General features: G+C 39.2%; 6 protein-coding genes. All 6 read left to right on the top strand.

Translation table 11 applies throughout. The features are described 5' to 3' along the window. Positions 1 to 160: 160 nt before the first annotated feature. The 6 genes from ABWP14_RS02230 to ABWP14_RS02205 all read left to right on the top strand — a co-directional run bounded on the left by ABWP14_RS02230 (position 161) and on the right by ABWP14_RS02205 (position 15,667). Positions 161 to 952 carry a hypothetical protein gene (locus tag ABWP14_RS02230; protein ID WP_353201336.1) on the top strand — a complete coding sequence of 264 codons (792 nt, stop codon included), beginning with the start codon at positions 161 to 163 and terminating at the stop codon, positions 950 to 952. Between the two features lie 46 nt (positions 953 to 998). Beyond that, positions 999 to 2,216 carry a nucleotide disphospho-sugar-binding domain-containing protein gene (locus ABWP14_RS02225; RefSeq protein ID WP_353201335.1) on the top strand — a complete coding sequence of 406 codons (1,218 nt, stop codon included), beginning with the start codon at positions 999 to 1,001 and terminating at the stop codon, positions 2,214 to 2,216. Between the two features lie 5 nt (positions 2,217 to 2,221). After that, on the top strand, positions 2,222 to 3,226 hold the full coding sequence (locus tag ABWP14_RS02220; protein WP_353201334.1) for an NAD-dependent epimerase/dehydratase family protein: 1,005 nt from the start codon (positions 2,222 to 2,224) through the stop codon (positions 3,224 to 3,226). Between the two features lie 96 nt (positions 3,227 to 3,322). Then, positions 3,323 to 3,559: an MbtH family protein gene (locus ABWP14_RS02215; RefSeq protein ID WP_353201333.1), complete on the top strand. Its 237-nt coding sequence runs from the start codon at positions 3,323 to 3,325 to the stop codon at positions 3,557 to 3,559. Positions 3,560 to 3,567: 8 nt separating this feature from the next. Next, positions 3,568 to 8,415 (top strand): non-ribosomal peptide synthetase, encoded by a 4,848-nt coding sequence (locus ABWP14_RS02210; RefSeq protein WP_353201332.1) that lies wholly within the window; start codon positions 3,568 to 3,570, stop codon positions 8,413 to 8,415. 1 nt (position 8,416) lies between these two features. After that, entirely contained in the window at positions 8,417 to 15,667 is a 7,251-nt protein-coding gene (locus tag ABWP14_RS02205) for a condensation domain-containing protein (RefSeq protein WP_353201331.1), read from the top strand. Position 15,668: the final 1 nt, after the last annotated feature.

Here is a 15,668-nt window from a genome sequence, read left to right as displayed (position 1 = left end):
GCCAGCAACTCAGAACCCAGATTTAGCCCATTTGAAATACCTCTTTTGGGTAGAGCTCAACTAATTAGCCTAGCCAATTTCCATCATAGCAATATATAGATTCTGGGTTTTTAGGGCATTAATATGTTTGATTAACTAATATTCACAAATAAGAACACTTATGTTTAAAAACGCTGAAGAGCATGGGATAGTCCATTTTGTTCGAGTCTTGGAACCAGCCTTAGCCCAAAAATATGCTGATGAAGTGCTGGCCCTAAGTCATCTTTGGATTACCCAAATTCAATACTTCAACACTTTTGGCGCCGTTACTTATTTAGAGGCGTTTAATGAAAAAGGGGTTTTACCTTACAGTCAACTAGGGCCTTATCACGCTCATAAAGCGCTCATGAACCCCGTCTTTAAGCGCCATTTTTCTCAGCTATATGAACAGCTTTGTGCCTCCCTTTCTAAGCATTTAAATACACCATGCCAACTGATTGATGATTTGGGATATCCCGGTTTTCATATTTATGGCGCAACAAAATTCGAAGGGCAAATGGATCAACAGTTTATCGATTCATTTGTAGGGGATTCTTGGTCACATTTACATGTCGATATTCAATACCTCCCCCATCAGCCAGCATGGGATCAATTCTCCGAGGTTGAACTTCTCAATCCGATGTCATTTACTCTAAGTCTTGAGCTACCAGAATCTGGTTCGGCTTTGAGGCATTGGCACTCAATTGAGTCTCCTGTTGAAGCGCAAGCATTTAATTACACCACTTTAGATGAAAGAGCGAAATTGATAGGTGATGCAAAGCTAGCAAAATATGAACCTGGAGTCTTGACCTACTTTATTGGACATCTCATCCATCAAATTCCGGCAGCTAATCCACTCCTGGCAACAGATAGGAGAATTACTCTTCAGGGACACGGCATCAAGTGCGACGGAGTCTGGAGGCTTTATTTCTAAGGCCTTACCACTCCGCAATTCTCTTACTTTCAAACCTTAAAACAAAATGAGTACTGTGATTTTTATGAACGTCTCTGGTGGTGGGCATGTTATTGCCACCTATGGACTACTAAAAGAACTTGTAGCCCGCGGTAATGAAGTTCATTACTTTGAAGATGGTCGTTTCAAAAATGAAATTGAAGCCTTAGGTGGCATTTTTCACCCAATGCCTCACCCCGATACGTTTGATCTGAAATTAATTGGCGACCCATTTCATCATGAATTAGATCTTTCCGTGGCAATGTTATGGTGTACAAAGCACTTTTTACCTGATTTACTACCGCGCGTTAAAGCACTCAAGCCTGATTACATTGTGCATGACTCACTTTGTTTATGGGGAAAGATTATTGCGGAAAAGCTCAACATCCCTGGCATTTGTAGCGTACACCCTCCTGCATTCAATCTAAAAGCTGCTTTTGCTAGCCCAAGAATGTGGAAGGATGGGCCAAAGTTAATAAAAAATTGGCAAAAAATTAAAGGTCAGTACAAAAAGTTAAAGTCTGAAGTTGAGGAAACATATCAGTTAAAGCGGATTAAATTTTTTGATACTTTTACTAGTACCCAAGATTTAATTATTTGTCATTTGCCTGAAGACTTGCAGCCTTTACGAAAATGCTTTGACAAACGTTTTCAATTTGTTGGATCTGTTCATAGCAGACCGCTCAAAGATGAGTCTCAGTTCGATTTAAAGATATTAAAACCTGGTCTTATATATGTGGGGTTTGGGACAATTTGTGATCCCGGAACACAGTTTTTTAAAAATTGTGTAGATACTTTAAAGAAAATTGATCGACAAGCAATCGTCATTCTAAGTAACAGTACGTCCAAAGCAGACATAGGTGCCGTGCCTGATCACATTATCCTATGGAGCCTGAAGGATGATGGCATGGCTCCTCAAATGCAAATATTACCTCACGCTTCCCTATTTATTATGAATGGTGGCACGGGAGGATCAAGAGAGGCATGCTGGTTTGGGGTCCCAATGCTGGCTATTCCAACCACCTTTGAAACAGAGTGCGTTGCATTACAGATGCAAAAGACTGGAGCGGGCCTTGTGTTGGATAAATCTTGCTCTCCAGAAGCCATTGGAAGTGCCATACACACACTCTTAAGTAAACCAAAATACGCGGACCGTAGTAGTTTCATTGGCGAGCAATGCAGAGAATCTGGCGGAGCGCAGCGTGCTGCCGATTTAATTTCAGACCACCTTAAATCACTAACTTAAATAATATGAAAATTTTTATTACCGGCATCGCTGGATTTCTTGGCAGCCATCTCGCTGATCGCATGATCGCTTTAGGACATGAAGTAATGGGCGTTGATTCTCTAATTGGAGGGGAACAAGCTAATGTGCCCGAAAATGCAGAGTTTGCCATTGCCGATTGCGCAAATCTGACAGCAATGACCAAGCATATGGCTGGCTGTGACATTGTTATACACTCCGCATGCACTGCCTACGAGGGGCTATCAGTTTTTTCTCCCAGCCTAGTGACGCAAAATACCTTTCAAATTACATCCACCCTATTAAGTGCTGCAATTCAAAATAAGGTAAAGCGCTTTGTATTTTGCTCAAGCATGGCGCGTTATGGATCTCAGGAAATAATTCCATTTACAGAAGATATGATCTGCAACCCCGAAGATCCATATGGCATTGCGAAACATGCGTCTGAGCTGTTAATCAAGAACTTATGCAAAGTTCACAATATGGAATATGTAATAGCTGTGCCGCATAACATTATTGGTAATCGCCAGAAATACGATGATCCATTTCGTAATGTAGCCTCCATTATGATCAATATGATGCTTCAAGGAAAACAACCCATTATTTATGGCGATGGAAATCAAATGCGTTGTTTTTCATTTGTGGATGACTGCATTAGCTGCCTAGAAAAAACAGCTTTTCTAGAGGGTATATCTGGCGAAGTTTTTAACATTGGGCCTGATGAGGAGTTTGTAACCATCAATCAATTGGCCGAAATGATTGCCGATATTATTGGGTTTAAGTTAGAGTCAAAATATATGCCCTCTAGGCCTCAAGAAGTCAAGTTAGCAAGTTGTTCTGCGAACAAAGCTAGAAAAATGTTGGGGTACAAAACTACTGTCCCCCTAAGAGAAGGGCTTACTGAATTAGTTAACTGCATCAAGAAGGCCGGCCCCAAAAGATTCCGATATCACTTAGATGTTGAAATTATTAGCCCTATCACTCCACAAACTTGGACTAATAAACTTTTCTAGACGCATAAAACAACTCAATTGCTAATGTGAAGAACTGATTTTAATGTAGAAAATTAACTTTAATTAATTTTTATCATAATTAACAAACTATAAAAAATGAATCCAGAAAAAGAAGAACTTTATTTTGTTGTCATGAATCACGAAGAGCAGTACTCAATCTGGCCTCATTGGAAAGATGTTCCGCTTGGATGGACTGCTATCGACAGTCCAATGGAAAAAGCAGCATGCCTTGAATACATTGAAAAAGTGTGGACTGATATGCGCCCCCTAAGCCTAAGGAAATACCTTGCTGAGCATGCGAATGACTCTGCTGATAACAAGAAGAACGTATAACTTTTGAAATGAATTCGGAGAACAAAACCGATACTGAGTTATTTCCAGCATCGCCTGCCCAAAGAAGTCTGATTGTTTCTTCATTATTAAGCCCCACCATACCAATCTGCATTACAGGTGGAACGGTAGAAATTGGGGGTGCCGTAGATGTAGGACGTTTTGCCGAATCGATCAAAATGGCTATCGACCATTTTGATGCCTTGCGTATCTCCTTTTCTCAAGTTGGCGAAGAAATATTACAAAGTATTTCGTCCAATATTCGAAGGGTGGAATTAGAGCTCGTTGACCTTTCAAGCGAAAGTAATCCGATCCAAGCAGCTGACCGGCTTATTGAAAAAAAATTTGCCACACCTTTTAACTTATTTGATGGCACTCCACCCTTTAGAAATCTATTGATTAAAGTTAGGGAAGACCTATTTCGCTATCATCCCTTTGGACATCATGCCCTGATTGATGGTTGGGGGTTTTCACTACTAGTTACCTATGTTCTAAAGCACTATAACGGCGCAGATATAACAGTTGAATCCCCGTCTTATCTTAAAGTCATCACGGCTAAAAATAATCAGGATGATAAAGGGAGGAAATCCAAGCAAAATGCCCTTGAATATTGGGGCCATAAATATAAAGCAACACCAGAGAGACTGTTTACACCGAAGTTTAGTGAAACGACTCAGGCCCATTTAACTTCGATTGACATAGAGCCCAGTAGATATTCAAAGTGGCTAGCTTTAGCAAGCCAGTACGAGGTCACTATCTCCTCTCTCATTATTTCAGCATTACTTGAGGAGATAGGAAAAATAAGCGGGGTTTTAGACCCTGTTATCGGCACACCTGTCCTCAATAGATCCACTAGAGAGCAAAAAGATACACTCGGATTATTCACTCATATCATCCCGTTAAGTACTCAATTAAAGGCCAATGAATCATTATTCAGCCTTGCGGAACGCTTAGGAAAAGTGCAGCGTCAAGACTACCGTCATAGCATGGTATCCATTGATGATATTTCACGCGCCTGGGGAACATCTCTAGCGGGTACTGACCCATTACAAGTCACTTTGAGCTTTGAGAAGCATAATTACGACGTTAATACTGAAAATTTTTCGTACTCTGTAACTGCATTTAGCCCCTTGCAGCAAAAACGACCCCTACAGATCTACGTAAGAGAATACCAAGTGGGCTCTCCAATTCGTATTGATGTGTATGCAAATGACAGCTTTTTTTCGAGACAAGCCAGCCATTCCCTATTGGAAGGATGGGTTAAACGATTAGATGAATGTGCCACTCAAAAGAGTGAAACCCCAATTCTAAAATCGGAAATAGATTGCCTCTCGATGCTTCCCTACGATAATTTATGGAGTTTATTCGAAAATAACGTAGGCTTATATTCAAACCAAATTGCGATAGAGGATGAGGATGGCGAAAGGCTCAGCTATCAACAGCTTTATGAACGTGCCAAGTATGTTGGCGATCTTCTCAATAAAAATGGGATGCATCCACAAGATAGAGTCGGCCTCTCTTGCAAAAGAAATATTCATTTAATTGTTGGAATGCTCGGGATCTTGAGCGCTGGTGGAACTTATGTACCCCTTGACCCTGACTATCCTGCTGAGCGACTACGCTATTTGACCAACGATTCAAAATTGAGTTTTATATTGGCAGACCTTGAAGGCCAAGCTCGTTGCAAAGAATCTGAATTAAATGCACCCATTATTGATTTAATCTCAATTCGAGAGGCGGAATTCAATAATAGCAAGCTCCCTCCACGCAAATCCTCGCCCAGTGAGCACGCATATATCATTTATACATCCGGCTCGACCGGACTACCTAAAGGATGTGCCGTTACACATCACAATGTACTATCTCTATTAGCATCTGTCAAAAAGCTACACGGCTACAATTCAAGCGATGTTTGGACCATGTTTCATTCGTATGCGTTTGATTTTTCCGTTTGGGAAATTTGGGGCGCACTTGGATTTGGTGGTCGCCTACTCATTGTCTCTCAAAATACCAGTCGAGATGCCGAATACTTTTATGAGCTTTTGATTAATAAATCAGTCACTGTATTAAGCCAAACACCCACTGCCTTTAGAAATCTATTACAAGCTGAATCTTTTTTGAATGAACATGCCGGAGAATTGCCAGGTAATCTGGCGCTCAGAAGAATCATCTTCGGGGGTGAAGCCCTGGACCTCAAGATGCTTCAGCCGTGGTTTGAGCGACATGGAGAAATTGCAAATTTAATTAATATGTATGGAATTACTGAGACAACAGTTCATGTAACCAGTAAAGAAATCTTACCTAGTCAACTCAGCTCTAGTAGCCTAATAGGCAACCCCATCCCTGGGTGGACTTTTTATATTCTTGGTCCCGAGCTGCAGCCTTTGCCTAAAGGAGTTATTGGGGAAATTTATGTTGGTGGTAACGGAGTGTCTGATGGCTATTGGGGAAGACCTTCTTTAACTGCTGAACGTTTTTTACCAGATCCATTTGCAAATAATGGACAAAGGATGTATCGCTCTGGTGATCTTGCACGATTAGTAGAAAACAACGAAATTGAATACCTTGGTCGCGCAGATCATCAGGTCAAAATACGCGGATTTAGGATTGAGCTTGGGGAAATTCAAAATGAATTACTTCTAATGAACTCAATAAAGGATGCAATTGTTTTAGCAGATAAGGATTTAAGTACAGGGGAGCATAAATTAATTGCCTGGATTGTTCCGGCAACTATCGGACAAGCCCCTAGTGAGCTTGCTATTCGTGAGCAATTATTGGCAGCTTTGCCCTCTCACATGATTCCATCTCATTTTGTATTTATTGAATCCATTCCTCTCACAATCAATGGGAAATTAGATAGAGAATTATTAAAAAAAATATCTTCAAATTCAGCGCTAACAAAAAAGCAGGAGATCCCAACGGATGCAAATGGAATACTCATTAGCGGCATCTGGCAGGATATGTTTGGCATAACAGAAGTATTTAAAGAGGATAACTTTTTCAATTTGGGGGGCGATAGTATCTACGCCCTGAGATTTATATCCCAACTTAGAAAATCTGGGCTATCTCTGCAGCTAGCGCAACTTTATGAAAATCCAAAATTAGCTGATCTGGTAGATAAATGCATACCGACTGAACATCAAGAAATTTCTAAAACGGTTTTCAATTTTGAACTCACCGCAGATATTCAAAGAATTCTGCCTCTTTCATCACTTCAAGCTGGAATGATGTTTCATAACCAACTTGACCCAGACTCTTCTATTTTTCTAGATGTATTTGATTTCGATATTACAGGTGATATTAGCCCCGTCAATCTTCAATACGCTATTGATAAATTAAGTACTGAAATCCCAGCTCTGAGAACATCATTTGACTGGATTAACCATCCGGAACCCGTTCAAGTTATTTGGAACAATTCAAAGATAAAACTTAAGGTTGAGGATCTCAGCAATAAAGATAAACGTACGCAAGAAAAAATCTTAGATGCATTTACCTATCAGGAAAAGAAAAGTCACTTCGATCTTGAAAAAAGTTTATTATTTAGAATAACTCATCATAAACTTTCAAATTCAAACTGTCGTATAACTATTGCATTCCACCATTCAATCTTGGATGGCTGGAGCTTCTCTTTATTAATGTCCCGAATGCTGTTTTACGCCTTAAATCCAGACAGCCAAAGTCTTTCGCTTCTGCCAGAAGATATTCAAGAAGAATTTATAGCTGAAGAAAAGAAGGCTATTAAAGATACAACCTTAAACCAGTTCTGGGGAAAATATCTTGAAGATATGCCCCATAACACCTTAAGGACTCTAAAAGATCAGGCTCCAAAAGACTCAATTCGAAATATATTCAAAATATCAGCTGAGCAAACTGATGCTTTGCAAACAATGGCACAGGTACATGGCATTCCTTTGAAACTCGCCTTACTAGCTTCACATTTATTGGCGCAGTCAAAATTGAACAATTGCTCACGAATTACTACTGGATATGTAGTCAATTGCAGGCCTGAGATTGAAAATGCTGATCTCGCGATAGGGATTTTTTTAAATACCATACCCCTTAAAACGGATATTCCACAACAAACTGATTTGAGTATGTGGCTAAGAAATCTTAAAGAAGAAGAGTCGCTCCTATTTTCTAAACGGAAATTACCGCTGGTAGAGATACAGAAGTTATCCACAATATCTCCGCTCTTTGATAATGCCTTTAATTTTGTCCACTTTCATAGCTACAACGAATTACTACAGAATCATAGTATTTCAATTGATAACTTTACGGTCTACGAACAAACCGACTTTCCATTTCTTGCGCAATTTAGTATTGACCCCCGTAATAATGACCTAGAACTTACTTTAGTTACCCAGAAAGAGCTCTATCCGCAAGAAAATCTGCAATATTACGTTTCTAAATACGTCGAAGCGATCACATTAATTTCTCAGATACCATATACTCATCATCACATATCAAATGAGGGAAGCTTTGATACTACCCAAGCTAATGATATCAATTCAAATACAGCCAATAAGTCTGAGCTCATTCCTCAGTATAAAAATAATGAACTATCGGAAATAGAAAACCAAGTATTTGAAATCTGGAGAACACTTCTTCAGAGGGATGAGTATGACCTGAATCAATCCTTTTTCTCAATTGGGGGCGATAGCATTCTCGCAACTAGAATGGTCATGCTTATCAGAAAACAATTTTCGATCAACTTGCCGTTGAGAGATTTTATGAGTAATCCAAGTCTTACAGGATTGGTGGGCTTGATTTCTGAATCGCAAAAAACTAACTCCAATAACAACAAACTACCGATTCCGCATGCTGTGCGTCGCAAAAAAGCTAGCTCAGAAAAGGTCTAATATGTCTAATTTTGTAAATTACCAAGACTTCCCTCTAGCACATACCCAAAAAAATGTTTGGGCTGCCATGCAGCAAATGGAGTCAAATACAAATGCATTCAAAATTCCTATTGCTCTCGAATTAAATGGCTCGCTAAATATATTGGCGCTTGAGTCTGCCCTAAATGCACTGGTAAAGAGGCATGAAGCCCTTAGAACACTTTATCCGCTTGTGAATGGCTCTCCAATCCAAAGAATCTTTGACGAGTACCAACCTAAGCTTAACATCTACGAATCCAATCTAGATTTATTTATTGATCATTTTATTCGGCGGCAGTTAGCGCTTTCATTGGATCCTACCTCTGAAACAATCAGAGTATCTCTACTAAAAATAAAGGAAGATCAACACATCCTTTTTGTTGATATCCATCACCTTTCCTTTGATGGCTGGTCAATTGGAATTTTTGCCAAGGAGTTATACAGCTTTTATAACCTAGCCAACTTAAAAGATGAGCAGCCAGATCAGATTTTTAACCCAATTGATTATCAATTTGCTGACTGGAGTGAATGGAAAAATAGCTCAGAAATTGATATAGTTTCAGCTGAGCACTGGGCAAAGAGACTTGAGCTCTCAATACCCCCAAAGACTATTCAAGATAGATATATATTAGAAGAGCAATTTACATCCTCAACACTATACGGGCAACTTGATTTAGCAGTATGGCGATTGATTAAGGAAGCCTCAAGTAAATTAGGGGTGACAACTTTTGAGTGGCTAGTCTCTGCTTGGAGTTTTTTAATATCCCAATACACGCATGAAAAAGAGATTTGGGTAGCAACACCATGGGCTAATAGGGATCAACCTGAATTTTTTAATACCATCGGCTGTTTTATCGACACTATTCCATTGCGCTTAGATTGTTCATCGGATCAATTTGATGAACATGTATTAAAAATCGCAAATTTAGTAAGACTGGATTTAGTAAATGCAGGCTTCTCATCTGCTTCCATCAACTCCCTATTGCGAACGAAGGCGCCCTCTGGCACCTCTTGGCAACCATCGACGATGTTAGCCTTACAACTCCCTTTGCCAAATATAAATCAATGGGATGACTTATATGTCCGAGTACTAGACATAAACAATAATGGGGCAAAAAATGATTTAGCCCTAAGAATTGAACCCTCCTCTAAAGACATCGCCCCGAATTTAGCTTTGGAGTATCGCAATTCGTTATTTAGCGATGAAGAGGTTAAAGTCATTATGAGTGATATCTTGATTGCCTTCAGCACGCTTGTGAGATCACCCAATATCACTAGGGATCAACTTTCAGTTAGTTGGAGAAAACGAACCGGTGAACAAGCTGCGATAACTTCGCCAAAATTTATTGAGTCTCAAGCACCCATTAATCAATTAATTGAACTCAATGTATTAAAGTCTCACTGGGCATCAATTCTCAATCAGCCTGATGTGGATGATGAGGGTGATTTTTTTATGCTTGGTGGTGATAGCATTCTGGCAATTAGACTTGTAGCTCAAATGAGAGAGTCTGGAATCACTTGCAGAGCGCGTGATATATTTGAAAATCCAACACCCAAATTATTCGCTAAGGCAATTACTAGCAGGCAATACAATACCAGTCATGCTAGCGGAATGACTGAGCCCGCCTCCACTGATGAACTATTACCAATCGAGAAGTGGTTTTTTGATATTCCACTAGTCAATCACAATCATTGGGCTCAAGCAATCAGTATTACATCTAAAATTACATTCGAACCTGGGATACTAAAACAAGCAATCAACGCAGTTCAAAATAGATACTCTGCATTTTCCTGGAGGTGGGTTTCCAAAAATGAACAAATTAAGCTTAAACCTAGCCCCAATAGAGATTGTCATTTCATCATTGATCGAAGCAATGAACCTCTTGAAAAATTAATTTCTGTTGCTTGTAATGCCCTCAATATTGAAACTGGTCCTACATCTGTTGTTATTGTTAAAGAAGGAAATCCCTCAGAGTTTTTATATCTGATACATCATTTATGCGTTGATACAGTTTCTTGGCATATCCTGATTCAGGAGTTACAAAATTATTTACTAAATCCTCAAATTCAGGAGCAAAAATCAGATAGGAGACAGATCCTACTAAATTATGCTAATGAGTTAAATACTCAACAGAATATCGAATACTGGAATGAAAAAATAAACCAGATCCAGAATTGCCAAAGACTACCAGGCAGTATGGGTAGATATGTAGATGTTTTTAAATACCATAGAACTATCAATCCTAGTTTAGTAAAAAGAATCGATGCATTACAAGAGCAAGGTATTCTTCTAGATGAAATTTTTCTAGCTGCATTGGCCCATATATCTGCTAGTGAAAATTCCCAGCTTAATTTGGGAATTACATTAGAAGCACATGGGCGAAATGATAATGACCCTGATGCTGGCATCACAGTGGGATGGCATACAGTATTAGCCCCCTTCATTATTCAAAAAACCGGACACGACTCTTTGGAGCAATTAATTTGCATTACTGAAGATCTTGCTCAATGGAAAAGATACAGCCCATCTTGGCTCCCTTGTGCAAAAGAATTAAAAACTGAAAATGCCATCTTGCCTGATATCTCCTTTAATAATCTTGGAAAATTAGGCAATCAAAATGACAGTATTTTTAACATTAGCCCAGTAACAGATTTGACTTTAAATGATCCGTTAGGAATTAGGCCATTCAAACATGATGTTTTACTCTGGCGTGATGCAACAGATCTGAATCTCATGTGGATGGCTGACAAGACAGTAGATTCCAATCTAATTCATGCCTGGTTTGATCAGATTGAAAACCACCTTGAAACATTATTCAATGCGGTATCCATTGAAGGAAAGAGATTGCCCGTCAGCCCACTGGCTGAGGCTTTGTTATATCACTCTGAAGACTCAGGTGAAAAAAAATCTTACATTGGTCAGGTAAGAGGCATTATTGAAGGGAGCTTTGATGCAACGCGATTTGAGGCTGCATGGAATCACCTCATTCAAAGACACCAGAATTTACGTAGCTATTTTTTGAGAAGTGAAAATGGCAGCCTAAAGTGTCAAATTGCACCAGCAGCAAAAATTCCCTTAAAGATTATTGATTTAAGTAACATTCAAACTGAATCAATGAATGATTTAATCGCACTTGCCGAACAGAAGGAAATTGAACAGGCAATTGATATTGGGTGTGCCCCACTATCAAAACTACTGTTGCTTAAATTGCATGATAAAAAATGGAAATTTTCATGGACTCATCACCATGCCATTGTTGATGGCTGGTCTTTGCCGGTTATCTTGGATGAGCTCCTAGAGGCCTACGATACCAATGAGCCTTTACTAAAAAAACTCCCACCTACTCCCGAATCGATCGTTAGATTGCAATCGGAGAAAAATGATGAGCTATCAAAATTAGAATGGCGCGAGATTCTAGCAAAACGTACTGATAGTAGACCTCTTCCCTTACCAATCAATGCTAATAGCGCAGATGTTGATATTGATTTGAGTATTGATGAGAATTTAACCTCCCAAATCAGCAAGATAGCAGCGAGCAAAGGAGTTACTTCAGGCTCGTGGTACCAAGCAGCTTGGGCCATAGTACTTCAATATCTTGGTGCAGGAAGCACTCCTTGCTTTGGCACCACTGTTTCAGGAAGAGATATTCCTATCCATGGTATCGATCAATATGTTGGACTAATGATTAATACCTTGCCAACTGTGGTGTCTATAAAACCAGAAGAGCCTTTTTCTGAATTAGCAAAACAAGTACACCTACAGTCTGCTGTGATTCAAAATAATGCGCAAACTAGCTTGTCAGAGCTTCAAAAAATGATTCCCAATGAAGGTGAATCCATATTCGATTCTTTATTTGTTCTAGAAAATTATCCTCAATCAAGATCGCAAGGACAGTATTTTCAAGTTAGCGCAATTGAAATGCGCGAGCAATCACATTATCCAATCTCGCTTGCAGTGATGCCAGGACAAAAAACTAACTTTCGCCTCAGTCTAAGAACTGGTCGAATAGAAAAATATACTGGAGAGTATATTCTTGAATTATTAGAGAAAGTATTGACTTCATCTGTCAACAATCCAGATGTGAAATGCAAAAATATTGAGTCATTCCCCGATACACTGAAACATAAATTAATTGGGCAATCGTCAAGTAAAGAGGCATTTCACCCCATCAGTATTTTTGATTTATTTAATAAAGCCGCAAATTTATATCCAGCAGCGATAGCCGTTGATGATGGATTAATACAGTTTTCATATGCAGAATTATTAGCTAAAACTGAGAGTTTAGCTAATGCTTTAAATGAAAGCGGTGTTAAAAGAGGTAATCTAATAAGCATCATTAGCAAGCGGACAATCGATCTTGTTAAATCAATTATTGGCAGCTCCCGCATTGGCGCTGCATTTTTAACAATTGATGCTGAACTACCTAGCGAACGAATTCTTGATCTATTAATTCAATCTGATAGTGATTTTCTGCTGCTAGATAAACATAGCGCTACGCATTTTGAAGAACTGATCGCAAAGACAATCCCTGATTTAAAAATTATTGCTATCGAAGACCTTAATCAAGATCAGGAATCTACTCTAAGCTCCATGGAGATACATCCTGATGATATGGCATACCTTATATATACCTCTGGATCAACTGGAAATCCTAAGCGAGTTGCGATATCAAGTACAGGAATTGCAAATTTTGCAATGTCTCAAAATGAAGTGATTAAAAGTGCGCCCGGCGAACGGGTTTACCAACTCTCCTCCCCGAGTTTTGATGCCTTTATTGCAGAAATATCTAGCGCACTATTTTTCGGTGCCACACTATGTCTACCCAAAGATGGGAATTCAATTGTCCATTTAGATTTAGTGCATGAGTTGAAGAAATTTAAACCAACTCATATTCAAATAACACCCTCAATACTAAATTCTTTACCTATTGATGCCCTAGATGATGTGCGTATACTTTTTGTATGTGGTGAGAAACCATATGCCCAGGATTTATTAAGATGGAGAGCTCAACACCGCAAAATATTTAATGCCTATGGGCCTTGTGAAAATACGATCTGTGCCTCCATGTCGGAATGGGTTAATGATGAAGACCCAACGCTAGGCTTTTCAATGAGGGGTGTTGATAATTTCTTATTGACAGAAAATTACGATCTTACAATTCCAGGCTTTATTGGGCAGATATATCTCGGAGGTCTAGGACTTGCATGGGGCTATCTCAATGATCCCGCACATACTGCTGCTAAGTTTTTGCCTAATCCTTGGTCTAAGATACCTGGCAGTCGCCTCTATGCAACTGGTGATATGGCAATACGCAATAAATTAGGCGAACTTGAATATATTGGAAGAATTGATCATCAAATAAAAATTCATGGTCAAAGAATTGAAATTGGTGAAATTGAGAGCGTTATTATGAAGAGCGCTCGCTGCAAACGAGTTCATATAGATATATTGGAGGATAGCTCTAAAAAAAGATTGGCCGCCTGGATTGAGCCACTTGATTCCGAGCAAATTGATCTTAGAGATATTAGCAAGATCTTGCTAGATAAATTGCCACCCGCTATGGTTCCTTCGCTTTGGGCAATAGTATATAATTGGCCGCTAAATGCATCCGGTAAGATTGATTTTAAAAAGATATCTACCCCCCATCCATTAAGTTATTTTTCGAAAAAACATAGTATAGATAATGTTGAAAATAGTAACTTATTACTTTCAATCATTAAAACCTGGAATGCTATATTCGGACTTGAAGTTGCTCCTACAGATGACTTGTATAGCTTAGGAGGCGATAGCATTACTGCTATGAGGCTAGCAGCAAGGCTTACGGCGGATGGATTAGCAATTACAGCTAAAGATTTAATGAGTGGCTGCACTCCTGTTGAGTTGGCAGAGAAAATCAACGCTGATGCTGACGCGAAAATTCTCTCAATCATCTCGGTGAATTCAGATGGGCCTACAAATGCCCCCTGCTCTCCCATTCAATATGATTTTCTTCTGAGGAATCATGGCAAAGCACCACGCTGGGTACTATGCGTCGAATTATCAATTGCAGATAACGTTGACTTGAATTTTTTAAGAAGTTTACTCATAGAGCTTGCAAATAGGCATGCCGCCCTAAAAGCATCAATCAATTTAGATAATCTTGAGCAAACACATAACAGCAGTCAATTAGAAAGAATTTATTTCACTAGAGATCACTTATTAACCAAGGAAATATTTAGTAATGCGAGATTATCTATAAATGCAATTGAAGGACCAGGATTCGCTGCTGCAATTGCACCTGGAAGACTATTGTTAGCTGCACACCACTTTTGGATTGATGTAGTTAGTTTAAATATCATGGTTGATGAATTAAATAATGCTATCGCGACGGGAAAAATTAATAAAGTCAAATCTGCCTCCTACCTGGAATGGTCTCGTGAACTTGCAGACTTCACGGCTAAAGGTGGGTTCGATAGACAAGCCGATTATTGGACGCGGCTTTTCGAATATCAAAGCGCCCTCAGTAAACCACTGCTAATAGATGCCACCGTTGAAAGCTCAGTGGTAAAGACTAAATTGATTGAGCCTATTTTTCTAGTTAAAGGCAAGACAAATACATTTATTGAGTCAGCATTACTTCAGGCACTAGCAGATACATTAACAAGTGAATCGCAACCTGAAATATTAGTTGAATTAGAAAGACATGGGCGAGATGCACTTAAGCATATAGAAGCCTTCTCAATTATAGGATGGTTTACAGCCTCATTCCCAGTCAGAATCAAAAGAAATGGCGCAAATAATTACTCCTTGAATCATCTGAGTAAGATGCTCCAGAATATTCCCAATGGAGGAGCTGGGTTCTTAGCATTACGACGTTGGCGTAACGATAGTAGCCAATTCTTGATCAAGACTGATTTATCAAACTGCTGTCAGCTAGGATTTAATTTTTTAGGAAACCTTTCTGAGAATCCAGACTCTCAAGAGCGAAGCTTAAAGCTCATTTCACCAATTGTTGAAGGACTTGATTGCGATCCTGACTTACCCCGCCCTCGCCCACTGACCGTTGAATCATGGATTTCAAACGATGGTCTTCATGTCCAATTCACTTTCAATCCAAAGTCTTTTCCGGACAGTGAAGAGAGAATACAAGAATTTGAAAAAGGACTGCTGAACTATCTCAAGGCAACAGAATCTGAGTCAGATGAATTTTCTGATGAAATTCTGAATACCCTGATATCTTCAAATCAAAATTAGT

Source organism: Polynucleobacter sp., from assembly GCF_040400325.1.
Classification (GTDB): Bacteria; Pseudomonadota; Gammaproteobacteria; order Burkholderiales; family Burkholderiaceae; genus Polynucleobacter.
The sequence above is the reverse complement of the archived record's forward strand: the minus strand, read 5'-3'. Positions and strand labels throughout refer to the sequence as shown.